Genomic DNA, 22,457 nt, shown 5'->3' with positions numbered 1-22,457 from the left:
ATGCCCCCGTGAATCCTGTTTCCCTCATTTTCCTCGCCCTGGCCATGTCCACGGACGCGTTCGCCGCGGCCATCGGCAAAGGCTCCAGCCTGCACAAACCGCGTCTGAGCGAAGCACTGCGCACCGGTCTGATCTTCGGTGTGATCGAAGCCATCACCCCGATCATCGGGTGGCTGATCGGCCAGGCCGCCACTCGATGGGTCGCCGAATGGGACCACTGGATCGCCTTCACCCTGCTGGTCATCCTCGGTCTGCACATGATCTACAACGGCCTCAAACACGAAGACGAGGAAGAAGAAAAACCCGGTCAACACTCGTTCCTGATTCTGGCGGTCACCGCGTTCGCCACCAGCATCGACGCGCTCGCGGTCGGCGTCGGCCTGGCATTTGTCGACGTGAATATCTGGGTGGCCGCAGCGGCCATCGGCCTGGCGACCATGACCATGGTGACCATCGGCGTGATGCTCGGTCGGGTACTCGGCGCAGTGGTCGGCAAGCGTGCGGAAATCGTCGGTGGCGTGGTGTTGATGATCGTCGGCGCGACCATTCTGTACGAACACTTGTCCGCCTGATTCAACCCCTGACCAATACTGCCAGTGCCAACGCGTTCCCCAAGGCGGCGCCACTGGCGGTGTTGTCGAAGATGCACCAGGTCGCGGCGCCTTCTGCTGCCGCGACTTTCAGCTGCTGTGCCAACGCTTGCAGATAACGTTCGTCGTAGGTGCTGTGGTAAATGCGTGGTGAACCGTGCAGCCGCCAATAGCGTATACCCGGCCAACCCTGCACTGAGCCATCGGTACTGATCCGCGAGGGATCGACCACCACTTGGGCGATGCGATACGCCCGCAACATCGGTTCCGCCGCCACCCACGATTCATGCCGTGGTTCAAGCACCACGTCACCGTCGAATCGCTGTCGCAACGCCACGAAAAATGCTTCAGCACTGGCCGGCGCAAATGCCAGCGATGGCGCAAGCTGTACCAGCAAACATCCCAGCCGATCCGCCAGGCCGCCGCACTGGCCGAGGAACTCATCCAGCGCCTGATCACAGTTTTCCAGGCGCAATTCATGGGTGATCCGTTTCGGTACCTTCACCGAAAAACGAAAGTCCGGCGGCACCGAATCCGCCCAGCGCTCATAGGTCTGACGACGATGCGGGCGATAGAACGAGCTGTTGATTTCCACCGCATTCAGCCGCAACGCATAACGCTGGAGGTGAGTGCCCTGCTGCGCAAACTCAGGCCAATACTCGCGCCCGAGGCTCCAGCCCGCGCAGCCGATGAAAATCGTTGGTGCCGTCAATCGCTCTCCCTCATCGCTATTTCTTGTGCGGCAGCACCGCGCCCAGCACTTGCTTGGCAGCCTGCACGATGATGCCCGCTTCGTCCGGGTCGCCCTTGAGCAGCGTTGTGGCAAATTTCTTCGCCTGTTCGAGCTTGATGTGTGGCGGCAACGGCGGCACGTTGGGGTCGGTCTTGAACTCAATCAGCACCGGTACGTCCGAGGCCAGCGCCTGCTCCCAGGCGGCGGCGACGTCTTCTTCGCGATCGACGAAAATCCCTTTCAGGCCGATGGAAATGGCGAACAGGTGATACGGCACGTCGGGGATGCTTTGCGAGGCTTCAAACTTCGGATCGCCCTCCATCACCCGCTGCTCCCAGGTGACCTGATTCAAGTCTTCGTTGTTGAACACTGCGCAGATCCACTTCGGGCTTTCCCACTGACGCCAGTATTTGGCGACGGTGATCAGCTCGGCCATGTTGTTCATCTGCATCGCTCCGTCGCCCACCAACGCAATCACCGCGCGCTCGGGATGTGCGAACTTGGCGGCAATCGCATACGGCACCGCTGCGCCCATTGAGGCCAGGCCACCGGACAGCGAACACTGCATGCCGCGGCGGATCTTCAGGTCGCGGGCATACCAGTTGGCGCAAGAGCCCGAGTCGCTGGTGATGATCGCCTGCTCCGGCAGACGCGGTGACAGCTCATACACCACCCGCTGCGGATTGATCGGGTCGGCTTTGGCCATGGCGCGTTTTTCCAGGGTTTTCTCCCAGCTGCCGCGCCAGCCTTCGACTTTTTTGCGCCACTTGCGCGAGGTCTTCTGTTCGAGCAAGGGCAGCAGCGCGGCGAGGGTTTCTGCGGAGTCGCCGACCAGATTGACCTCCATCGGATAACGCAGGCTGAGCATGTCCGGCTGCAGGTCGATCTGCACGCCGCGCGCCTGACCTTCCTTCGGTAGAAATTCGGCGTAAGGGAACCCCGAGCCAATCATCAGCAAGGTGTCGCACTCGCTCATCAACTTGTAGCTCGGCTCGGTGCCCAGCAGGCCGATGCTGCCGGTGACCCACGGCAAGTCGTCCGGCAACGCGGCTTTGCCGAGCAGTGCCTTGGCCACCCCGGCGCCGAGCTTTTCCGCGACAGCGATCACCTCATCGGTCGCCTGCAATGCACCGGCGCCCACCAGAATCGCGACTTTTTCGCCGCTATTCAGAACGTCGGCGGCACGCTGCAGATCCGCCTCATAGGGCAGCACTTTCGGCTTGGTATAACCGACGCCGGAGTGCGCGGTGCCGTGCGCTCGCGCCGGTGGCTCGTACTCGAGATCCTGCAAATCATTGGGCAGGATGATCGCCGTCACCCGCCGCTCGCCAACCGCCGTGCGTACCGCTCGGTCGAGCAGATGCCGGACTTGCGACGGCGCCGACGCCTGCTGCACAAAGGCGCCGGCCACATCCTTGAACATCGAGACCAGGTCCAGCTCCTGCTGATAGTGGCTGCCGAGTGCGGTGCGCGCCTGCTGGCCGACAATCGCCAGCACCGGCTGGTGATCCATGCGGGCGTCATACAGCCCGGTGATCAAGTGCGAAGCTCCGGGGCCCGAGGTGGCGATGCACACGCCCAGTTCGCCAGTGAACTTGGCATGGGCCGAGGCCATGAACGCGGCCATTTCTTCGTGCCGCGCCTGAACGAATTCGATCTTGCCGTTGGCTCGGGCGAGCGCGCCGAACACGCCATTGATGCCGTCTCCCGGATAACCAAAAATCCGCGTGACGCCCCATTGGCCAAGCCGCTCAACCAGAAAATCTCCCACTGTCGTCGTCATCTCGTTCCTCGCCTGTCACCGATGCATGAAGCCTGCCCGGCGTGACATCCGCCGGGCGGTACAAGGGTCTGGACAGTCGAGGCGCGCGCGAAGTTTCGATTGTTTTTGCCGCTAACCCGTGACGACCGGCGCTGTCTGCGGCCAGTCGGCCTCGTCGATCTGCTCAAGACTAAGGTGAGCCGTCTCCTTGAGAAGCAATGAACACAGCGCCACGATGCCCAGCGCAATCGCGCCGTAAACTGCCACCCCGAATGCGTTGTGGTGGTTGGCGATCAGAATCGCTGTGGCCGCACTGGATGCCGTCCCGCCACCCAGCGCCGCGCCGATCTGATAGGCCGCCGACATCCCCGAATAACGCAGCTGCCGTGGAAACTGTTCGGCCAGGAACGCCGGAATCGGACCTTGCGTCGCCCCCATGAATGCACCGATGGCGATGTACGCAGCGGTAGAAATCCATAGGCTCTTGAGGCCGACCAACGGGAAGAACGCGAAGAAGCCGAGGGCCATGATCACCGCGCCGAGAACCATCACCTTACGACGGCCGATCCGGTCGGAGAGCAAGGCAAACAGCGGCGCGGTCATCACGATGGCGATCGACAGCGACAAGTCGAAAACCAGCGCGTCAGTGCTGCCATAACCCAGCTGCGTGGCGTACGACAGAAAGAACGTGCTGCCGATGTAGGCAATGGTCACGTAGCCAAAGGCAATGCCGGTGCACAACAGCATGGCTCTGGGCCGTGCGCGCAGTGCTTCGAGCAGCGGCATGCGCACGTGCGCCTGCGGTTCGGCCGTTGTTTCGAGCGGCTTCTGCAAACGCGCATACAGGCCGATCAGCACCAGCACGCCACCGAGCCAGAACGGAATGCGCCAGGCGAATCCGGCCAGGTCATCGTGCGACACGACACTGACGATGGCGAACACCCCGGCACCGAGAATCCCGCCGATACCGATGCCCATGCTGGTGAAACTGCCCCACAGCCCCCGTCGTCCGGGTGGCGCCGATTCGATACCGAACAATGCCGCACCTCCCCACTCGCCACCGGCGGCAAAGCCCTGCACCAGCCTGAGCAGCACCAGCAACACCGGCGCGCCGGCGCCGAGGGTGGCATAGCCCGGCAGGCAACCGATCAGCAGCGTGCTCAAGCCCATCAGCAGCAGCGTGATCACCAGCATTTTCTGCCGGCCCAGCTTGTCGCCGTAATGCCCGAACACCATGCCGCCCAGCGGCCTGGCGAAGAAGCCCGCACCGAAAGCCCCGAACGCCACCAGGGTCGCGGTCAGCGGATCCATCTGCGGGAAGAACACCTTGGGAAACACCAGCGCGGCGGCGGTGCCGTAAATCACAAAGTCATAGAACTCCAGGGCGGTGCCCATGCCGGAGACGAAAAACGTCCTCAGCGCAGACGGGGAACCGCTCTTGCGATCAATCTCGGTAGCCATGTGCAATGCTCGTTTTGTTTTTATTGGAAGCAGCGACTCAGAAACGCAGATAGCCGTTTCGGGCCAGTTGTTTAGGGTTGCCGGCAGCGTATTCGAGCACGCTGTTTTCAGTGTCGATGCCGATCGTCAGCAGGGTTTCCCAGCGCTCGGTGGCCGGCATGCTCAGGTCGGGGTGGAAGCAGATCGGCGCGTCTTCGCCCGCCTCGCCGCACATGGCGTCAGCCCGACGGCTCAGCTTGCCACTGGCCATGCTTTGCCGCGCCGCGTTGACATGGGCGAAACGCGCGTAAGTCGTCGAGGCGTCAGGCGTGCGTTCGCCGAGGCTCAGTTCGGGGTCGAGAAAGTGGTTGGTGTGGGTGATCCAGCCCTCGGCATCAGGTCGCACCACAGCGGTGAAGGCCGGTGACATTTCAATGCTCACCGCACGAGGGCTGGAGTCATCACGGGAGAACACGGTCAGCACCGTGGAGGCGCTCACCCGCGCCGAACGCGCCAGAGCAATCGCTTCATCAACACAGGTGGCTTCTTCGAGAATGCGCCGGGCAATCGCATGCACCGGTACTCCGGCAGACCCGTTGTCGCTGGCGTGGTGCAGGATATTGAAGTGCAGCCCCAGCCCCGCACTGTTCACGCCGATCTTGCCGAGCATGCCGAATTCGGTGAACAGCTTGACCGTCATGCCCCCGGCCGTGGTCAGTTGCAGGAGCAGCCCGTTGGGCACCAGCGAATCGTGCCAGTCCCAAGTCTGAATGGTGCGCGGCGGCAGTGCGCCGTTGGGCGCGAACACGGCGGTCGAGCACTCGCCTTCGGTGGACGCCGGCATCACCGCCAGAATCTCGGTGCGGGCGTTGAGGCTGGCGAGCTGCCAAAGCGGCACGCCAGCACCTTCAGCGGTGGCGACGATTTCTTCGGCGAGGCTCGGGCACCAGCCTTGCAGGGTTTGCAGGCTGGCTTCGCCGATGGCCTGCACCTGTGCCTGGGGAACACCGACCTGATTGAAGAAATCCAGATAGAGCGCCACCGTCTGGCGGATCTGCGCGGCCCAGGTGGCGCCAATCTGATGCCCGCGAATCTGCGGGTTACGGGTGTCGGTGACGAAGCAATGAACATTCACGAAAGGGTTTCCTTGTTTACGTTGCACAGAGAGGCCATCAAGGCTTGCGGCGGTAGATTTCGCGACCGGCAAACCAGGTAGTGAGCACTTGGGTGTCGCGCAGGGCTTCGGACTCGACACTGAACACATCGCGGTCGAGCACGATCATGTCCGCCTGCTTGCCGGGCTTGAGCGAACCGATCTGGTCTTCCAGGCGCAGGACCTTGGCCGCGTTGAGGGTGTAGGCCTGGAACATGGTCTGGCGGTCGATGTCTTCGGCGGCGTTGAGCACGCCTTTCGGGCCTTTGCGGCTGACGGCCTGATAGATCGCTTTCCAAGGCTCGGGGGTGGTGATCGGCCAGTCACTGGCGCCGGCGATAGTCGCGCCGTTCTTCAGCAGCGAGCGCGCCGGGTAGGTGTACATGAAGGCCATCGCGCTGACGTAGGGCTTGACCAGATCCATGCTCGACTCATCGGCGGCGGCCCAGAACATCTGCATGGAGGCGATCACATTCAGCGCCTTGAAGCGGGCGAACTCCTTGGGGTTGACCATTTGCAGATGGGTAATCGAGTGCGCGATGCCACTCTGGCGATCCTTGCGCGCCTGCTCGATGCCGTTGAGCGACTCACGCACCGCGCGGTCGCCAATGGCGTGGATGTGCACCAGCCAGCCGCGCGCATCGGCGGCGCTGACCAGTTCGCCGAAATGCGCGGGGTCGATCAGCAGCTCGCCGGTCTTTTTCGAGTTGCTGTACGGCTCAAGCATCGCCGCACTTTGCGCCGGCACTTCGGCCACACCGTCGGCGAAGATCTTGATCCCCGGCAAAGTCAGGTTGCTGACACCGAGGAACTGTTGACGGACCTTGTCCAGCTCATCGAGGTCGGCCGGTGTAGCCTTGGAGTCGGCCATCAGCAACGCCGCAACGTGGGCGGTCAGCTCGCCGTTCTCCGAGAGTTGCTTATAGGTCGGCAACACCCCGAGCGTGCTGTTGGTGACGTCACTGCCGGGGACTTCGTTGGCAATCGGGTCCATCCACCCGGTGATTCCCAGACGCTTGTAATAGCTCAGCGCCGCGCGCCCGCCGGCCAGCAACGCCTCAGCCGTCGGCGGCGGCAGCAAGGCCTGCACCGGGTACAGACCGGCATCGACGAGGAAGCCATCCGGGGTGCCGTCGGGGTGATGGCCGATGGTCGCCTGCTCTTCACCTTTGAGGGCCTTGACCTTTTCAGGCGTGACGCCGGCACGTTCGAGCATGGCCCGATTGGCCCACCCGGTGTGCAGATCCCAGCCCAACAGCAGGATCGGCTGGTTCGCCCATTCGCCCTGATTGAAGCGCTGTTCGAGAGCCGCGACGTCACTCCAGTAGGTCGACGGCAACCCGCCGACACTGAGGAATTCCCCGCGTTGCGCCTTGCCGTCCTGGCGCCACTGGCGCAGGCGTTGTTCCAGTTGTTCGAGCGGCAATAACTGCCCATCGAGGTTGGCCTGCAACAACTGCAGCCCGCCCTTGATCGTGTGGGAATGCGAGTCGATGAAGCCCGGCATCAGCACGTTGCCGTGCAGGTCGATCACCTGCGTGGCTGCCGTTTTCAGGCGCAACACCTGCGCATCCGTACCCACTGCGAGGATCTTGCCGTTCTCCACCGCGACCGCTTGCTGCAAGGCCTGGCCGGGTTCGGCGGTGTAGACCTTGGCGTTGTGCAGGATCAGCTCGGCTGACGCCAGACTTTCCAGTGAGGCACAGGCCAGTGCCGATGACACCATCAGGGTCAGTAGCTGCTTCATGAGGTTTCTCGTTATTTTTGTTAGGCTGCGAACAAGCCTATCCAAGCCCTGGCGATAACTGAATGCCACCTCGCGCACAACTTCTGTGCCCAGCAGGAATAGATCAATGGACAAGATGAGCGCCCTGACCATGTTCGTCGCCACCGCCGAACACGGTAATTTCAGCCGCGCCGCCGAGGTGCTCGGCAAGACCCCGTCAGCTCTGACCAAAGCCGTGGCACAGCTGGAAGAGGAACTCGGTACACGGCTGTTCGACCGGACTACGCGGCGTATGGCGCTGACCGAGGCCGGGCGGATTTATCTGGACGGCGCGCGGCAGGCGCTGATGCAACTGCAACTGGCCTGCGAAGGCGTCGAACAGCTCAAGCACGAATTGAGCGGCGGCTTGCGCATCACCGCCCCGCCGTCCTTCGCCCCGGCGTTTCTCAACGAAGTCTGCTGCCGCTTCCTCGACGCCCATCCGCAGGTGCATCTGGAGGTCGACTTGAGCGACAGCTATGACGATCCGGTGGATGGCGGTTACGATCTGGCGCTGCGCGACGGCCCGATCGATCTGCCGGGAGTGATCGCCCAGCCCATCGTCGAAAATCAGGTGGTGTTGTGCGCCAGCCCGGCGTATCTGGCACGCAAGGGTCAAGAGGTGTCGCTGGACAACTATCAGCAACATGATTGGCTGATCTTCCGGCACCCGCTGCTCAACCGGCATTTCTGGTGGGTCAAGCAAGGGGATCGGCGGATACGTTTGACCCAGCCGAGCCCGCGCGTGGCCAGCGACAATTACGACTTTCTGCTGGCCTGCCTGCTACAGGGCCAGGGCCTGCAGTTTCTGCCGCAATGGAGCGCCGCACCGTATCTGGCGCGCGGCGAACTGGTGGAGGTGATGCCCGAATACTGGCGTGAGCCGAGCGCATTCGGCCCGTGGATTTACGTGCTGTATCTGGCCCACCGCCGCAGCACGCGCAAGGTCAAAGTGTTTATCGAGTTTCTGAAGGCGCACTGGCGCCCATTACCGCAAGGGACGAATGAAAATGCAGCTACCGCAGACATGGCGCAGCCGCTTCGCTGACAGCTGCCCGTTCGACCAGCGCCTCGAAGCGAAAATCGCTCTGGCCCGGGAGCACCTGCTGGACGAGTTTTTCTGAGCGGCGAGTCAACGATGCGGGTGCACCGTCATCGACACCAGTTTGATCACAATCGGCCGCACCACGAGGATGCACAGAAACGCCACCGGCATCGCCAGCTTGTAGGCGTGCAGCGCATTACCCAGGTAGTCGTTATCAATGCCGGAGTTGGCGGCGGTGATCACCAGCGACATCAGGAACGCCATGATGGTCGCCATGTACAGCGCAAACACATACGGCGTCGCCCGCGGTGACAGCTTGCGACGCGAGGGATACAAGGCTTCGGTGGTTGTTCTTTGATTCATATGGCTTTTCCATCCATTGACAGGGAGCCGGCACCTTAGCAAAGCCCCCGCCCGCCAACTAGACGGCCCGCCACAGGTACTTTATAAAGCAGAACTTACGAATCGAACCCACTCGGCGGGACACGGATGAATCTGTTGGCGGCGATTGCCAGTTTTATCAAAGTGGTCGAAGCCGGCTCCATCGTCGGCGCCGCCAAGACTCTGGGCGTCAGTGCGGCCGCCGTGAGCCAGACCCTCAATCGCCTCGAAACGCACCTCGGCGTACGCCTGCTGCAACGCACCACCCGCCGCATGGCCCTGACCGAAAACGGCGCGCAGTATTACGAAAAGGTCAGGCGCATCGCGGCGGATCTGGAGTCAGCGCAAAGCTCGATCATCAGCGATCAAGGCGAGCTGCACGGCCGCTTGAGCATCGCCTCGACCTCCGCGTTCGGCCGGCATGTGCTGGCACCGCTGATTGCCGGTTTCGCCGCGCTGCACCCGCGCCTGCTGGTGGAACTGTCGATCACCAATGGCAAGATCAACCACATCCAGAACGGTATCGACCTGAGCCTGCGGATCAAGCCGCAACTGGAAGACGGCATCGTGGCACGCAGAATCGTGTCCCTGCCCTTCGTCTTCTGCGCCGCCCCTGCCTACCTTGAGCGCGCCGGTGTACCGCAAGCGCCGCAAGACCTGCAGCACCACGCCTGCCTGGCGTTCCGCTACCCGCTGGACGGGCGCTTTCTGCGCTGGGGTTTTATCCGCGACGGCCAGCACTACGACACCCCGATCAACGCCACCGCCATCAGCGACGACATCGACGCCCTGGCGCAAATGGCCGTCAATGGCGCAGGCGTCACACGCCTGGCCGAATTCGTCGCCGCCCCCTATCTCGAAAGCGGTCAGCTGCTGCCGCTGTTCGAGCAATACCAGGCTGAACACCAGGCTTACGGCGAGCCGATGGAGATCTTTGCCTGCGTGCAGGAGCGTGCGGCGCTGACGCCGAAGGTCAGAGCGTTCGTCGACTATCTGACAGAACACTTGAAGAGGCGCTGGCCGGACGAGAATGCTTTGGCCGCGTCATTTCACATCCGCACTGAAAAGGAATTGCAGTGAGCCATCTGCTTAACTGGCTCATTGCAGCATCCCGACTCAGGAGAGCGACGATGAAACTCAGCGCAACCGTGACGGCACTATTGATCACCGCCAGCCTGGCCGGTTGCGCCGGCTCATCCGGTTCCAGCGTGAACCTACAGTTGACCGCCACGCGGCAAAATACCGGGCAGATCGGCAATGTCACGTTGGCCGACTGGGGCAAACAGACCAATTTCAATTTCTTCATCAGCGGCGCCCCCAGTGGCGCCTCGCTGCCCTTGCGCCTCTACGCCTTCATCAACAAGGGCCATTGTCAACAACCCGGGCCGGTGGCGTACGCGATGAATGACAGGGTCAACACCGAGCGCCAGGCGATTCGCGGCTGGACGTTCTCGCGCAGTGCGCCAGTGGCCCTGGCGGATTTGCTGGCCGGCGATTACTCGCTGGTGGTGCGCACGGCGGCGACTGATGGCAGCGTCGATATCTTTTGCGCAGATATCCGCCAGGGCAACAGCGTTAAATAACCGTGGGCGAATGCACCGCAGCGCCCTCGGCAAACTGTTGGCTGCACAGGCTCATCTGTTGCGTGATCCATTGCTGGAACAGCATGGCATTGGTGCTCTGCGCAAACGGTCGCGCTGACAACAGGCAATAGCTCGAACCGTCGCGCACAAAACCGAATGGCGCGATCAACTGGCCGGACTTGAGTTCGTCCTGCACCATCAGAAACGACGTCATGCCAATCTCCAACCCTGCCAGCGCCGCCTGAATGCACAGGTAGAAATGCTCGTAATCGACCCGGCTGGCGTCTGCCGCGGTCATATCCGCCAGCCGCAGCCAGTTGTCCCACGCCTGCGGGCGCGTCTTGCCGCGCAACAAGCGTGCGCCGTGCAAATGATCGCTTGCAGGACGACCGGTCGGCACGCAGACCGGGGCGATCCACTCCTCGCAAATCGTCACGCCATGCACGCTTGCATCCCAATGGAAATCGTCACGATCGACAAGGTGATTGATGCCGCGCTGATTGGCCTGGCGGCCTGTTTGATGATTCCGGGGGTTGCGCAGACTTGAGCCAGAGCGTTTATGCTGTCGCGTCTGATACCCGTCAGGTCATTCTCGGCACAATCACGATGAGGCCCGTTTCATGAGTAAAGCGCCCTACGTACCGCCCAAAGTCTGGAAGCACGAAGCACCGTCCGGCGGCCAGTTCGCCAGCATCAACCGCCCGATTGCCGGGCCGACGCATGACAAAACGCTGCCCGTGGGCAAGCATCCGCTGCAGCTTTATTCGCTGGCAACGCCCAACGGCGTGAAGGTGACCATCCTGCTGGAAGAGTTGCTCGCACTGGGGCACACCGGTGCCGAATACGATGCGTGGCTGATTCGCATCAACGAAGGCGATCAGTTCTCCAGCGGCTTTGTCGAGATCAACCCGAACTCGAAGATTCCGGCACTGCTCGACCGGAGCGCGCAGCCGCCGATTCGGGTGTTCGAGTCCGGCTCGATCCTGTTGTATCTCGCGGAGAAATTCGGCGCCTTCCTGCCCAAAGACCCAGCCGGGCGCACCGAAACCCTCAACTGGCTGTTCTGGCAGATGGGCGCGGCGCCTTATCTGGGTGGTGGCTTCGGGCATTTCTACGCGTATGCACCGGAGAAGCTCGAATACCCGATCAACCGCTTCACCATGGAAGCCAAGCGACAGCTCGACGTGCTTGACCGCCGTCTCGGTGAAAGCCGCTATCTGGCCGGCGACAGCTACACCATCGCCGACATCGCCGTCTGGCCGTGGTACGGCCAACTGGTGCGCAACAACGTGTATTCGGCTGCCGAGTTTCTAGCGGCCCAGGAGTACACCCACGTGCAACGCTGGGCAGAAGATATCGCCCAGCGACCGGCAGTCAAGCGCGGGCAACGCGTCAACCGCACCTGGGGTGACGAGGCGAGCCAGGTCGCGGAACGGCATCAGGCCAGCGACCTGGATTGATTCCAGGGCTTAAACGGTTTGCCGGCGCATGGTCAAAATCGCCGTACCAAAACCGATGAACGTGGTGCCCACCACCCGGCTGACCCAACGCGACAACGCGGGCCGGGTCAGCACACCCTTGGCCCGGGAGGCCAGCGCGGCATACAGGCTCAGCGACGTCACCGACAATGCCATGAAGATTGAGGTCAGGATCAGGAACTGCGGCAACAGCGTTGCGCCCTGATCAATGAACTGCGGGAACAGCGCGGTGAAAAACATCGTCGCCTTGGGGTTGGTCACCGCCGTGAGGAACGCCGACTTATACAGCTTCGTCCGGGTCGGCCGGCTCTTGCTCACGTCATCGGCAATGCCGTCGGGCAGCATCGGGCCTTTCTTGAACAACTGCTTGAGCCCCAGATAGAACAGGTAGCCGGCACCAAGAATTTTCACCGCATTGAACAGCCACTCGGAACTCGCCAGCAATGCCCCCAACCCCAACATCGCCGCCGCCGACAGGCAGAACAGGCCGCTGGCATTGCCCAGCGATGACCAGATCGCGCTGCGCTGCCCGTGAGCCAGGCTGTTGTTGATCGCCATCAAAGTCGCAGGCCCGGGACTGGCGATGGCAATTGCCGCAACCAGGGTGAAGGTCAGAATCGAGTGAGAATCCATTTTCAATGCTCGTGGGTAGTGAGGTGAGGCATGTTACCGCAGCTTCAGCTCTCTGCACGCGGATTCAGGCGATAGAAAAAAGTACCGGGCCTGACCCGGAGGCAGTGGCGGGTAAAGAGCTGGATACGCTGATCTACAAACCTGGGAATACGCGAAGAGTTCGCCTTTGATCCGGCGTACGACTTCCTCGCTGCCGGCGATATATGATGAGCGCTTTTGATCGCTGGCCATTGTCGGCAAAGGAACTCGCAATGCCCCCTGGAAAACGTGAACTGGCGCGGATCGAGAGGCGCTTGATTGCCACGCTCACTGACGCGTGTGAAACCGCAAAAGGTGAAATCAAAGGCTTCACCTGGCTGACCCACACCGTTGACCTGAACGAGTTGCCGGAAACCCTGACAGTCATCTGGGTGTTCGAAACCGAGGCAGACAAAACGCTCGCCCTGACGCAAGCCAAAGCACGCATCTTCGAACTGACGGCCACCGCACTGAGGGAAGCCGACATCGACCTGCGCCCTTCAGACCGCTGTGTGCGTTTCGACTCCGAACAAGAGTGCCTGCGCACGCACGGTGGCAACTGGCGTGCGCGTCTGGCGCAAAACACGCGGGGGCAACGGTGATGGAGCTGTAAGCACCCGGCTTTCGATCAGGTTCGCTATCATCCTTCGCAGCTGGCTTTCTCCTTCAGGGACAGTTAAACCATGGAACAGTCCAAACCAGATCCTGGTTCCGATTGGGTAGTGCGCAGCACTCAGCCGGGGCGGATAGAACGCATCGAGGCCTGGTTTGGCGGCCATGGCTACCAGCCACATCGGCACGACACTTATTCGATCGGCCGCACACTCTCCGGCGTGCAGAGCTTTCACTACAAGGGCACCTTGCGCCACGGTTTGCCGGGAAACACTTTGCTGCTGCATCCAGATGAACTGCACGACGGCATGGCCGGGACCGAAGCAGGTTTCCACTATCGCATGGCCTATATCGACCCGGCCCTGATTCAGCAGGTTTTAAAGGGTGAGCCGTTACCCTTTATCGCCGGCGGCCTCTCCAGCGATCCGCGTCTGTATCGGGCCAGCGAATCCTTCGTGCAGGCGATGGATCACACACTCGATCCGCTGGAAGAACAGGACGCCCTGTTTGAGCTGGCAATGGCCCTGCGAGCGGTGGCGGGCAAACCTCGTGGACGCAAACTGCTCGACTACCCGGCAGCCGAGCGCGCCAGAGAATTCATCATGGCCCACCTGCACCAGAGCGTGACGCTGGAGATGCTGGAGCACGCCAGCGGCCGTGAAAAGTGGAGCCTCTCCCGGGACTTCAGAGTGCTGTTCGGCACCAGCCCTTATCGTTTCGTGACCCTGCGTCGCCTGGATGTATTCCGCATGCTGGTACTTGACCGGTTCTCGCTGGTGGACGCCGCGCTGGCGGCGGGTTTTCACGACCAGAGTCACATGACCCGACACTTCACCCGTACTTATGGTGTATCTCCGTCGCGTTGGCTGGAGCGCGTGCGCACACAGGGTCAACTTGCAGGATCGTACAAGCATTGCCAATCGCCCCTTCGCTAGGCTGACGACTCCCGTTTGAGAGAGGATCTGTCATGTCACACACCCGCAAAGAACCGAGTCTGCACGCCATCAATCTGGCGCAAAAAGCCGCACTGATCGACCAGCAATGGAGCCCGCGAGTGGTCGCCGAAATGAATGACTACCAGTTCAAGGTGGTTCGCATCGAAGGTGAGTTCATCTGGCACTCCCACCCGGAAACCGATGAAGCCTTTATCGTGATCGAAGGCACGCTGCGGATCGATCTGCCCCATGGCAGCGTCTACATCGGGCCAGGTGAGTTGTACGTCGTGCCACGCGGGATCGAGCATCGGACGGCAGCAGAGGGAGAAGCGCGATTGATGATGATCGAGCCTCGGGGTGTGCGTAACACCGGACACGAAGGTGGGGAGCGCACGGCGGACAACGACGTCTGGATCTGAACAGAATGCGCCGTGAAACCGTGGTTTTACGGCGCCATTGATGAGTTTTCCAGCCCTAGCGTTGCCGCTGATACTGTGCCACCAACTGGTCGAGAAACTCGAAGAGCTTGAGGTTCATCTCCTCATAGACATTGGTTCGAAGCGCCGCCGGCTGCTGCACGAATCGACGTCCAGTCGCCGCTGCCAACTCGTCGCCGGATGCGCCAATCAAGGACTCCACGGCATCCGCCGTGAACTCCATGTGGCACTGAAAGCCGTAGACCAGATCGCTGTACTCGACAATCTGCCGCGGGCAACCTTCACTTGCGGCGAGGATCTTCGCATCCGCCGTCAGCCCCGGCATATCGTTGTGCCAATGCCCTACCTCCAGCACATCGCCGAAGTGCGCCACCTTCGCATTGCCCTTCCCCGCCTCCGTCAGCCTGATCGCAAACTTGCCGATTTCCTTTTCCGGGCTGTGACCGTGTGCAGCCCCCAGCGCCTCACCCACCAGTTGCGCCCCCAGGCAGACGCCCACTACCGCTTTGTTTGCCTTGATGGCTTTAGCGATCAATCCGCACTCGGCAGCCGCGTCGAAATGCGGGCAATCCTCCAGCGTAGTCGCCGGCGATTGCGGGCCACCCAGCACCACCAGCAGGTCAATGCTCTCCACGCTTTCGGGCAAGGCATCGAACGCGTGGACATGCGAATAGCTTGCCTCGTACCCCCGCTGCAGAACCCAGGTCTCATAGGCACCGGGCAACTCGAATGCTTCGTGAACCACGAAATGAACGTTCATTGAAAATCCTTGATGGGAGGCGCGATGGAGCGACACGCAAAAGACTATATGACACACAGTGTCATTAGCAAGCCTGGCTTTCGGCCGGAAACGCTCCCGCTACATGCCCTGCGGATCTTCATAATTCGGCAGGTGGATGGCGTCAGCCTTCGGTGAAAGAATCTTTGCGAACAAGCTCCTCAACCCCGGTGCGGTGGCCATCCTCAACACTGCGTGGCCGAGTGCAATGCCCAGACGTGAATGCGGCGATGCCAGTCTCGGCGCGAACCCGGGCACGCTTTGCGCCTGCGTCACGTAAGGACGCAGGCGCTTTTCGTAAGCCGCGAACGCTTGGGTGTGGTCGGCGTGGCGGCCCAGTTCACCGGCCAGCACATACGCGCCGCACAATCCCAGGCTCGTGCCCATGCCGCTGATGGGCGAGGCACAATAGGCTGCATCGCCCACCAGCGCGATGCGCCCCTTGGACCAACGGGGCATCTTGACCTGCCCCACTGCGTCCAGATAAAGGTCGGTTGCATCCTCCAGCGCAGCGAGCACGCGAGGCGTCTCCCAACCGGCATCGGCGAACATGTGCTTGAGCAACGACACCTGCTGATCCTTCGGCAGTTTCTCGTACCCGCTCGGCGCTTGCTGGAAAGACAAAAAGGCCCTCGTGGTGCCCAGATTATCCGGGCGCAAACACACACAGCGGCCGCCGGGGATGTTGTACCAACGCATGACCTGACCATCGCTCGGCTGCCGAGGCACGGTGAAATAGGCGGTGTAGAGATTGAGGGGGCGGCGCTGGACTTCATCGCCAAATACCTGATTGCGCGTCGCCGAGCCGATGCCTTCGGCGACAATCACCAAATCGTAAACCTGCTCACTTCCCTGCTCGAAGCGCACCTGCACCTGCTCGCCATCGTCCTCGATGGTTTCGATGCTGTCGCCGAACCGATACGTGACCCGGTCCTGGCTGTGGCGGATCAAGAGTTTGGCGAGTTCGCCGCGCAGGATTTCCAGTTCGGCGATAGGGCCGTCACCCTCAAACGCATCCACATCAATGAACGCTTTGGTCTGATTGCCCCGGTCAACAAAGGCGATGCCCTGCTCATGGGTCGTGTTCGCCCGGATCTGGCCCTCAAGCCCCATACGCTGAACGACGATACGACCGGCACCCCGCACGTCGATCGTCTGCCCGCCATCGCGAAACGCCGGCGCCCTCTCGACCACGGTGACGTCCATGCCCTGCCGGGACAGCCAATAGGCCAGGGCAGGCCCGGCGATGCTTGCTCCGCTCACCAGCACTTTTTTTGCTTTCATCGCGCGCCCTGCTGTTCAGCGTCAGGATCAGCGCTACCGGGCAAGGTGCTGCGGTAGACCTCGATCACCTGCCCGAGAAACCCCTCGACCACCGCGCGCTCCCGCCCTTCGAGCGCGCCGAGCACAGCGCTCAGGCCATTGAGCATTGGCGCGACATGCCGATAAGCCTGCGCCACCGACTCGGCTACGGGACAGACCAGCACCCGACGCTTGTCATCGAGCTGGCGCTCACGGACCACATGCCCGGCGCGCTCCAGTCGGTCGATGACTTGAGTAATGCCTGCGGTGGTCACAGAAAGCCGCGCTGCAAGCTCGGTGGGCGGCAGCGGTCCGTCCGTGATCAAGTGCTCCAGCGCGGCCATGTCGGTCTGATTGATGCCCAGGGCCATGCCCAGATGGCTCGCCGATTTTCGGGTCAGGATAGCGATCTGCTGCAGCTGCTGGCCGACGGTGTCGCTGGCGATTTGCAGATTGCGTGGGTCTTCGGCGGGGGGTGAAGGTGACTTCATGCTTAGCGGCTATCCAGAATTTCGAGGCTGATCGTGATGAGAAAAGCCAAGCTAACATATAGCTAACTTGCTTAGCTAGTTTCCGAAGCCGGGTTGATGAATGGCCCGCTTTGCCGAAAAGACTCTAGGTAGGTTTCAAGTACCGATAAAGCGTCTGACGACTGATATCAAAATCACGTGCCAATCTGGATTTGCTTTCCCCGTTGCTGGCTCGGCCAATCAAACTGACAACCTGACTGTCAGACAGTTTTTTCTTGCGGCCTCTGTAGGACCCCCGACTCTTTGCGCTAGCAATTCCTGCGGCCTGTTTTTCCCTGGTCGCCGCACGCTCGAACTCTGCGAGCTGCTCCATGACGGCAATGATGGGCTCCACCACTTCAAGACAGTCATGGCGAAAAATCAGGTTTTCATTCAGAAACTCGAGCGTTACCTGTTTTTCCATCATCTGCCGAATGATGCTGCACAACTGTTCGGTGCTGGAGGTGAGCGATGCCATGCTGTCCACCACCACGGTGTCCCCGCATTGCACGTAGCGAATCAGCCTTTGAAGGCCTGCGCGATTCACGGAATTGTCGGCAAGCTCATCGAAAAACATTGCGTCAAATACATCATGACGGCTGATTTTCTCTGTGTTGTCCTCGGACGGTTGTAGAGACAGCCGGAAATATTTTATGCGGTGCAATCTCATGGTGCCTCCTTGGCAATACTTGTACGCATGCATTTTATATTTGTACAAACTGTAACTAAATAATCAAATAATTACACAACACCTGTAACACTTGACCCACCCAAAATACACAGTTGCAAAGACGGGTACTTGCCTTATCATTTCAAAACCCGAAATGATTCTAGCAAGCTTTTTGGAATGCCGTCGATTTGGCACTTATTGAATAGCGCGCACGCACTTTGCGCGGTGTTTTTTAGCACCTGTTGTTTTATCGCTCGAACAATTGACGTGACCGGCTTGACGGGACGGGTAACTCCCCGGCGCAAACAGAGGATGAATAAATGAATGTCATGGAAAACACCAGCCCACTTGAACGCCCTGATACCGATCAGGAAAAGATCGAGAATGTAACCAGGCGCATTACCGAACATGGCAATTATCTACGTGAGCGTTATCCGGTCCTGCAGTATCAGAATGCTCTTGGTGCGAGCGTCATGGCGCTTTCCCTGATAGGGATGGTCGTCACGGGTGGCCTCTATCTGGAGGGTCTTATCCCCGGATGGCTGTGTATTCTGGTCAATGCGCTGCTGACTTCGTTCATTCATGAAATCGAGCATGATTTGATTCATCGTCTTTACTTCAGAAAACAGCCGCTTGCGCACAATGCCATGATGTTTTTGTGCTGGCTGGCCCGGCCGGGAATGCCCAGTCCGTGGCTAAGGCGCAATTTGCACTTTCATCATCACAAGGAATCCGGAACCGACACGGATGTCGAGGCCTGGATAACCACCAGTGGCAATCCGTGGGGAATACTTCGGTTATTGAAACTGATGGATGGATTTGTATTTGGTTTTCTAAATGCGGTTTTTGCTCCGGGATGGCGGCAAAAGGTAAAATTGTTGGGCAAGATTATCCGCCTCAATACACCGTTCGGTCTTTTATATTGGGGATGCTGGTATCTGTTCCTCGGCTACCATCTGTATGTCTGGCTTGGCTCGATCATTGGACAGGAAATCCATAGCTCTGCTGCGACGCTGACGTTAATGAACATCATCAATAGCGTAGTTGTTATTCTGATCGCCCCAAACATGATACGGCAGTTCTGCCTGTTCTTTATAAGCTCAAACATGCACTACTACGGCGATGTTGCCCCACGCAATGCGCTACAACAAACCCAAGTAATGAATCCTTGGTGGTTGTGGCCGTTTCAGCTGTTCTGTTTCAACTTTGGCAGCACTCACAGCATTCACCACTTCGTGGTGAGAGACCCGTTCTATCTTCGTCAGATGACGGCACCTTATGCTCATAAAGTCATGGCCGAGGCAGGTGTCAGATTCAATGACTTCGGCACCTACAAGCGTGCGAACCGCTTCTCCATGGATCACTCTCACACTCGGTCGCGGGGGTGAATTTCCCAACAAACACTAATTGTTTGAAGCACTTCAAATAGGAGGAACTCGAGGGATGAAAGCGCAAGGGATGTGTGCCAAGCAGTTCGAAGCGGTCAAGCAAGCCTTCGAAGACATGTTTGATGATCCTCAAGAGCGCGGGGCCGGGCTCTGCGTGCAGGTCGGCGGAGAAATGGTTGTAGACCTGTGGGCCGGCATGGCCGATCAGGAGGGCAAGAAGCCCTGGGCCCGCGATACGCTGGCCAATACCTTTTGCGTTGTAAAACCCTATGTTGCGGTGGCCATTCTGATGTTGGTCGAGGCCGGCAAGCTCGAACTGGATGCGCCTGTGGCCCGCTACTGGCCGGAGTTTGCCCAAAACGGCAAAGCCAGGGTCACCCTGCGTCAGGTGATGAACCACACTGCGGGCCTGCCGGCGCTGCGCGCACCCGACCATAACCCCATGATGTATGACTGGGAGCATATGGTGCGGATCCTCGCGGCCGAGTCGCTCTGGTGGGAAGCAGGAACAGACCTGGGGTACGGCACCACCACCTTTGGCTGGATTCTTGGTGAGTTGATTCGTCGGGTGGACGGACGAGATCCCTGTGTCTTCATCCACGAAGAGATTCTGGACCCCCATGAACTCGACGTTCACCTTGGCGTGGACGACCAGGACTTTCATCGAATTGCTCGTTTCGACAGTGCCACGGGACGCGTTGGTGATCCGTACTCGCAAGCCTTGCGAACCGTGCTGAAAAACCAGCCAGCACATGTCGCGACACTCGCATTCACCAACCCCGGGATGGTGCCTCGACGAACCAGTGATCCTCGCTGGTGGGCCTACCGTCAGCCGGCTGTGTGTGGTCACGGCACCGCTCATGGCCTCGCCGGTTTCTACAGCGCGTTGCTGGCCGGACGCTTTATCGGTCGCGAACTGCTCAGCGAATTCACTCAAGAGCACAGTCATGGCATGGATCGGGTATGGATGCGCCCGATGCGTTATGGATTAGGCTGCATGCTGGAACAGCAAATCGACCCGACAGCTTCCCACGCCATGGGCCCGGACACCTTTGGTCATATCGGCCTGGGTGGCCCGATAAGTTTCGCCGACCCCGAAAAGCAAGTGAGCTTTGGTTTCGTTACCACGACCTCGGGCAGCCATTCGATGATTGATCCGCGCCCTGGCCGGCTATCATCGCTGGTCTATGCGGCGCTTTGAGCGGGATATCCATCAGGCAGGGTGCGTGCTCAAGGCTACGCACCAGCCACTCTCTGCCCAGGCTCTTGCCGCAACGTGCCAAGGCCTCGAAACCCGATCCACCTGGCACCTCATCTGCCGCCGTTCAGGCGCAACGCCAATACCTGCAAATGCCCCGAACTTATGGCGATCGCCAACAGCACCAGCATGATCAACAGCCAATCAGTGGCACCTGGATGCTGGCCGAGGACCACCATCGAACTGAAGATGCCAAACACCGGAATCAACAGTGACAACGGTGCTACCCGCGACATCGGGTATTCACGCAACAACAGGTTCCAGCCCCAGTAACTGAAATGCGTCGCGGCGTAGACCTGGAAAGCCAGTGAAAACAAGGTCATTGCATTGAACTGTGAAGGCAGCGCACTGAACGGCGCCGAGCCATGCAACAGCCACGTCAGCAACAGCAGCGGAATCGGCGGAAACAGGCTGGCCCACACCACGAAGGCGAAGATCTCACGGACCTTCGAGACCTTGATCACAACGTTGCCGATACTCCATGCCATTGCGCTACCGATGACCAGCGCCACACCGGCCCTCGATGCATCGCCCGGGCTGCTCACCACGATCCCGAGCAACCCTGCGGCTGCCAGCACGCTCCCGACCCATTGCGCCCGCCGCAGATGCTCACCGAAAAAAATCACTCCCCAGCCCAAAGTGAAAAATGCGCTGCACTGGATCAGCAGCGACGCAGTGCCGGGTGGCACGCCCCAAGCGATTCCGACGTTGATCAACGCCCACATCGCCACGCCAAAAATCAGCCCGTATGCGGCCAGCCAGCGCAAGGCAACGCGCGGCCGTTTGACGAAAAACACCCAAGGCAAGGCAGCCAGCGCAAAACGCATCGCGGTCAATAGCAGCGGGTCGATGCCGGCAAGCCCAAGCTTTGTCACGGGGAAATTCAATCCCCAGACAGCCGTTACCAACACGGCGAGTAATACATGTTTTTTCTGCATATTCAGTCTTTCTCGACGCACAGCGGAAATGCTCGTGTGCAGAGAAATATGCAGGTAATCAATCTGGCCTGCTTTCCGTGGAAGGCCAACTTTCATTAGAATCGGGCCATGCGAGAAACAATCCAGGACACCTATCAGAATATTGCGCGCGATGCCGTCGTGACGGCGCGCGACTACGCCGACGGCGCACTGTTCCCGCGCCATGACCATCAACGTGGTCAGTTTGCGTACGCCGCCAGTGGTGTCATCACCGTGTTTACCGATGACGGCAACTGGGTCGTGCCACCCCAACGCGGCATTTGGGTTCCGGCGCAACTCCCCCACTCCATGCAGATGCGCGGCCCGGTCACCCTGCACAACACCTATATCCGCAAACACGCGGCTCGCCGGCTGGGCCTGCCGGAGCAATGCCAGGTGCTGGACGTCTCGCCGTTGTTGCGCCAGTTGTTGTTGAAGGCCATCGATGTGCCCCCGCGATATTCCATTCAAGGACGTGACGGCCACCTGATGGGATTGCTGCTGCACGAAATTGCCGACATGCCCGCGCTGTCCCTCAATGCCCCGCTGCCGACAGATCCACGCCTTGCGAGGGTCTGTCGTGAGTTTCTGGCCCAACCTTCGCTGGAGGTGAGCATCGACGAAATGGCCCTGCGCGCCGCAATGAGTCGCCGGACCTTCACCCGGCATTTTCGGCTGCATACCGGGATCAGCTACATCGAATGGCGACAGCAAGCCTGCCTGCTCGCAGCGATTGTCCAGCTAGGCAAAGGTCAGCCGGTGACACAAGTCGCCCTGGCGTTGGGTTACAGCAGTTCAAGTGCTTTCGCGACGGTGTTCAAGCAATTGCTGGGGGAAGTGCCCAGCCGTTACTTTGTCGAGCCGTAGGTTCAGGGCGCATGATTGATTGATTCCGTTGCCCCCGGCCACAGGCGAAAGCCGTCAGCCATTAACAGCAGAAAACCACCGCATGCAAACACTGGACATGACCAACGCTACAGCGCCAGCGTCGTCCGCTTCGATTGGAGGGCCACACCATGGACGCTATTGCC

General features: G+C 60.3%; 24 protein-coding genes. 11 read left to right on the top strand and 13 right to left on the bottom strand.

Annotation, left to right across the window (positions count from 1 at the left end):
• The first annotated feature begins 8 nt into the window (after positions 1 to 8).
• Positions 9 to 572: a manganese efflux pump MntP gene (gene mntP, locus U862_RS0117520; protein ID WP_025111596.1), complete on the top strand. Its 564-nt coding sequence runs from the start codon at positions 9 to 11 to the stop codon at positions 570 to 572.
• Position 573: 1 nt separating this feature from the next.
• On the opposite strand, the gene U862_RS0117515 is transcribed toward mntP, so the two are convergent.
• The 5 genes from U862_RS0117515 to U862_RS0117495 all read right to left on the bottom strand — a co-directional run bounded on the left by U862_RS0117515 (position 574) and on the right by U862_RS0117495 (position 7,425).
• Positions 574 to 1,302 (bottom strand): DUF72 domain-containing protein, encoded by a 729-nt coding sequence (locus tag U862_RS0117515; RefSeq protein WP_029977704.1) that lies wholly within the window; start codon positions 1,300 to 1,302, stop codon positions 574 to 576.
• A 16-nt stretch (positions 1,303 to 1,318) separates the two neighbouring features.
• A complete protein-coding gene (locus tag U862_RS0117510) occupies positions 1,319 to 3,106 on the bottom strand; it encodes a thiamine pyrophosphate-requiring protein (protein WP_025111594.1) in 1,788 nt (595 codons plus the stop codon).
• A 111-nt stretch (positions 3,107 to 3,217) separates the two neighbouring features.
• Positions 3,218 to 4,546 (bottom strand): MFS transporter, encoded by a 1,329-nt coding sequence (locus U862_RS0117505; RefSeq protein WP_025111593.1) that lies wholly within the window; start codon positions 4,544 to 4,546, stop codon positions 3,218 to 3,220.
• A gap of 37 nt (positions 4,547 to 4,583) precedes the next feature.
• Entirely contained in the window at positions 4,584 to 5,660 is a 1,077-nt protein-coding gene (locus tag U862_RS0117500) for a C45 family peptidase (protein ID WP_025111592.1), read from the bottom strand.
• Between the two features lie 37 nt (positions 5,661 to 5,697).
• On the bottom strand, positions 5,698 to 7,425 hold the full coding sequence (locus U862_RS0117495; RefSeq protein ID WP_025111591.1) for an amidohydrolase: 1,728 nt from the start codon (positions 7,423 to 7,425) through the stop codon (positions 5,698 to 5,700).
• 106 nt (positions 7,426 to 7,531) lie between these two features.
• Here U862_RS0117495 and U862_RS0117490 point away from each other — a divergent pair, with 106 nt between their 5' ends.
• Complete coding sequence (locus U862_RS0117490; RefSeq protein ID WP_025111590.1) at positions 7,532 to 8,491, top strand: LysR family transcriptional regulator; 960 nt, start codon at positions 7,532 to 7,534, stop codon at positions 8,489 to 8,491.
• Positions 8,492 to 8,575: 84 nt separating this feature from the next.
• On the opposite strand, the gene U862_RS0117485 is transcribed toward U862_RS0117490, so the two are convergent.
• On the bottom strand, positions 8,576 to 8,851 hold the full coding sequence (locus tag U862_RS0117485) for a DUF2798 domain-containing protein (protein WP_025111589.1): 276 nt from the start codon (positions 8,849 to 8,851) through the stop codon (positions 8,576 to 8,578).
• 126 nt (positions 8,852 to 8,977) lie between these two features.
• On the opposite strand from U862_RS0117485, the gene U862_RS0117480 reads away from it, so the two are divergent.
• Together U862_RS0117480 and U862_RS0117475 are read left to right on the top strand one after the other, a co-directional pair.
• A complete protein-coding gene (locus U862_RS0117480; protein WP_025111588.1) occupies positions 8,978 to 9,949 on the top strand; it encodes a LysR family transcriptional regulator in 972 nt (323 codons plus the stop codon).
• Positions 9,950 to 9,999: 50 nt separating this feature from the next.
• Entirely contained in the window at positions 10,000 to 10,452 is a 453-nt protein-coding gene (locus U862_RS0117475) for a hypothetical protein (RefSeq protein ID WP_025111587.1), read from the top strand.
• Here U862_RS0117475 and U862_RS0117470 read toward each other — a convergent pair.
• The gene (locus U862_RS0117470) at positions 10,445 to 10,897 is read right to left on the bottom strand and encodes a hypothetical protein (protein WP_256214702.1); all 453 of its coding nucleotides are present in this window, start codon (positions 10,895 to 10,897) and stop codon (positions 10,445 to 10,447) included. The genes U862_RS0117475 and U862_RS0117470 overlap by 8 nt on opposite strands.
• A gap of 175 nt (positions 10,898 to 11,072) precedes the next feature.
• On the opposite strand from U862_RS0117470, the gene yghU reads away from it, so the two are divergent.
• On the top strand, positions 11,073 to 11,912 hold the full coding sequence (yghU, locus tag U862_RS0117460) for a glutathione-dependent disulfide-bond oxidoreductase (RefSeq protein ID WP_025111586.1): 840 nt from the start codon (positions 11,073 to 11,075) through the stop codon (positions 11,910 to 11,912).
• 9 nt (positions 11,913 to 11,921) lie between these two features.
• Here yghU and U862_RS0117455 read toward each other — a convergent pair whose 3' ends face one another.
• Positions 11,922 to 12,563, bottom strand: a complete 642-nt coding sequence (locus U862_RS0117455; protein ID WP_025111585.1) for a LysE family translocator — start codon at positions 12,561 to 12,563, stop codon at positions 11,922 to 11,924.
• Between the two features lie 251 nt (positions 12,564 to 12,814).
• Between U862_RS0117455 and U862_RS0117450 the strand changes: the two genes are divergently transcribed.
• The 3 genes from U862_RS0117450 (at position 12,815) to U862_RS0117440 (ending at position 14,547) form a co-directional block, all read left to right on the top strand.
• On the top strand, positions 12,815 to 13,183 hold the full coding sequence (locus tag U862_RS0117450; RefSeq protein ID WP_025111584.1) for a hypothetical protein: 369 nt from the start codon (positions 12,815 to 12,817) through the stop codon (positions 13,181 to 13,183).
• 81 nt (positions 13,184 to 13,264) lie between these two features.
• Positions 13,265 to 14,128: an AraC family transcriptional regulator gene (locus U862_RS0117445; RefSeq protein WP_025111583.1), complete on the top strand. Its 864-nt coding sequence runs from the start codon at positions 13,265 to 13,267 to the stop codon at positions 14,126 to 14,128.
• Between the two features lie 32 nt (positions 14,129 to 14,160).
• Positions 14,161 to 14,547: a cupin domain-containing protein gene (locus tag U862_RS0117440; RefSeq protein WP_025111582.1), complete on the top strand. Its 387-nt coding sequence runs from the start codon at positions 14,161 to 14,163 to the stop codon at positions 14,545 to 14,547.
• 55 nt (positions 14,548 to 14,602) lie between these two features.
• On the opposite strand, the gene U862_RS0117435 is transcribed toward U862_RS0117440, so the two are convergent.
• The 4 genes from U862_RS0117435 to U862_RS0117420 all read right to left on the bottom strand — a co-directional run bounded on the left by U862_RS0117435 (position 14,603) and on the right by U862_RS0117420 (position 17,824).
• Positions 14,603 to 15,325 carry a glutamine amidotransferase gene (locus U862_RS0117435; RefSeq protein WP_025111581.1) on the bottom strand — a complete coding sequence of 241 codons (723 nt, stop codon included), beginning with the start codon at positions 15,323 to 15,325 and terminating at the stop codon, positions 14,603 to 14,605.
• Positions 15,326 to 15,424: 99 nt separating this feature from the next.
• Positions 15,425 to 16,627, bottom strand: a complete 1,203-nt coding sequence (locus U862_RS0117430) for an FAD-dependent monooxygenase (RefSeq protein WP_025111580.1) — start codon at positions 16,625 to 16,627, stop codon at positions 15,425 to 15,427.
• Positions 16,624 to 17,136, bottom strand: a complete 513-nt coding sequence (locus U862_RS0117425) for a MarR family winged helix-turn-helix transcriptional regulator (protein WP_025111579.1) — start codon at positions 17,134 to 17,136, stop codon at positions 16,624 to 16,626. Before U862_RS0117425 ends, U862_RS0117430 begins: the two co-directional genes overlap by 4 nt.
• A gap of 124 nt (positions 17,137 to 17,260) precedes the next feature.
• The gene (locus tag U862_RS0117420; RefSeq protein ID WP_025111578.1) at positions 17,261 to 17,824 is read right to left on the bottom strand and encodes a recombinase family protein; all 564 of its coding nucleotides are present in this window, start codon (positions 17,822 to 17,824) and stop codon (positions 17,261 to 17,263) included.
• A gap of 320 nt (positions 17,825 to 18,144) precedes the next feature.
• Here U862_RS0117420 and U862_RS0117415 point away from each other — a divergent pair, with 320 nt between their 5' ends.
• Complete coding sequence (locus U862_RS0117415) at positions 18,145 to 19,212, top strand: fatty acid desaturase (RefSeq protein WP_025111577.1); 1,068 nt, start codon at positions 18,145 to 18,147, stop codon at positions 19,210 to 19,212.
• Positions 19,213 to 19,267: 55 nt separating this feature from the next.
• Positions 19,268 to 20,413 carry an EstA family serine hydrolase gene (locus tag U862_RS0117410; RefSeq protein WP_025111576.1) on the top strand — a complete coding sequence of 382 codons (1,146 nt, stop codon included), beginning with the start codon at positions 19,268 to 19,270 and terminating at the stop codon, positions 20,411 to 20,413.
• Positions 20,414 to 20,523: 110 nt separating this feature from the next.
• Here the strand turns inward: U862_RS0117410 and U862_RS0117405 are convergent, their stop codons facing one another.
• Positions 20,524 to 21,408, bottom strand: a complete 885-nt coding sequence (locus U862_RS0117405) for an EamA family transporter (RefSeq protein ID WP_025111575.1) — start codon at positions 21,406 to 21,408, stop codon at positions 20,524 to 20,526.
• 108 nt (positions 21,409 to 21,516) lie between these two features.
• On the opposite strand from U862_RS0117405, the gene U862_RS0117400 reads away from it, so the two are divergent.
• The gene (locus U862_RS0117400; protein ID WP_025111574.1) at positions 21,517 to 22,293 is read left to right on the top strand and encodes a helix-turn-helix domain-containing protein; all 777 of its coding nucleotides are present in this window, start codon (positions 21,517 to 21,519) and stop codon (positions 22,291 to 22,293) included.
• The last annotated feature ends 164 nt before the right edge of the window (positions 22,294 to 22,457 follow it).

Source organism: Pseudomonas sp. H1h (assembly GCF_000633255.1).
GTDB lineage: Bacteria > Pseudomonadota > Gammaproteobacteria > Pseudomonadales > Pseudomonadaceae > Aquipseudomonas.
Note: the sequence above shows the minus strand (reverse complement) of the source record. Positions and strands in the feature narration are given on the sequence as shown.

Bases quoted from the DNA above. Each gene is read 5' to 3' on its own strand.
- U862_RS0117510 (WP_025111594.1), bottom strand. From the start codon at position 3,106: ATGACGACGACAGTGGGAGATTTTCTGGTTGAGCGGCTTGGCCAATGG.
- U862_RS0117505 (WP_025111593.1), bottom strand. From the start codon at position 4,546: ATGGCTACCGAGATTGATCGCAAGAGCGGTTCCCCGTCTGCGCTGAGG.
- U862_RS0117495 (WP_025111591.1), bottom strand. From the start codon at position 7,425: ATGAAGCAGCTACTGACCCTGATGGTGTCATCGGCACTGGCCTGTGCC.
- U862_RS0117490 (WP_025111590.1), top strand. From the start codon at position 7,532: ATGGACAAGATGAGCGCCCTGACCATGTTCGTCGCCACCGCCGAACAC.
- U862_RS0117485 (WP_025111589.1), bottom strand. From the start codon at position 8,851: ATGAATCAAAGAACAACCACCGAAGCCTTGTATCCCTCGCGTCGCAAG.
- U862_RS0117480 (WP_025111588.1), top strand. From the start codon at position 8,978: ATGAATCTGTTGGCGGCGATTGCCAGTTTTATCAAAGTGGTCGAAGCC.
- U862_RS0117475 (WP_025111587.1), top strand. From the start codon at position 10,000: ATGAAACTCAGCGCAACCGTGACGGCACTATTGATCACCGCCAGCCTG.
- yghU (WP_025111586.1), top strand. From the start codon at position 11,073: ATGAGTAAAGCGCCCTACGTACCGCCCAAAGTCTGGAAGCACGAAGCA.
- U862_RS0117455 (WP_025111585.1), bottom strand. From the start codon at position 12,563: ATGGATTCTCACTCGATTCTGACCTTCACCCTGGTTGCGGCAATTGCC.
- U862_RS0117450 (WP_025111584.1), top strand. From the start codon at position 12,815: ATGCCCCCTGGAAAACGTGAACTGGCGCGGATCGAGAGGCGCTTGATT.
- U862_RS0117445 (WP_025111583.1), top strand. From the start codon at position 13,265: ATGGAACAGTCCAAACCAGATCCTGGTTCCGATTGGGTAGTGCGCAGC.
- U862_RS0117440 (WP_025111582.1), top strand. From the start codon at position 14,161: ATGTCACACACCCGCAAAGAACCGAGTCTGCACGCCATCAATCTGGCG.
- U862_RS0117435 (WP_025111581.1), bottom strand. From the start codon at position 15,325: ATGAACGTTCATTTCGTGGTTCACGAAGCATTCGAGTTGCCCGGTGCC.
- U862_RS0117430 (WP_025111580.1), bottom strand. From the start codon at position 16,627: ATGAAAGCAAAAAAAGTGCTGGTGAGCGGAGCAAGCATCGCCGGGCCT.
- U862_RS0117425 (WP_025111579.1), bottom strand. From the start codon at position 17,136: ATGAAGTCACCTTCACCCCCCGCCGAAGACCCACGCAATCTGCAAATC.
- U862_RS0117420 (WP_025111578.1), bottom strand. From the start codon at position 17,824: ATGAGATTGCACCGCATAAAATATTTCCGGCTGTCTCTACAACCGTCC.
- U862_RS0117415 (WP_025111577.1), top strand. From the start codon at position 18,145: ATGAATGTCATGGAAAACACCAGCCCACTTGAACGCCCTGATACCGAT.
- U862_RS0117410 (WP_025111576.1), top strand. From the start codon at position 19,268: ATGAAAGCGCAAGGGATGTGTGCCAAGCAGTTCGAAGCGGTCAAGCAA.
- U862_RS0117405 (WP_025111575.1), bottom strand. From the start codon at position 21,408: ATGCAGAAAAAACATGTATTACTCGCCGTGTTGGTAACGGCTGTCTGG.
- U862_RS0117400 (WP_025111574.1), top strand. From the start codon at position 21,517: ATGCGAGAAACAATCCAGGACACCTATCAGAATATTGCGCGCGATGCC.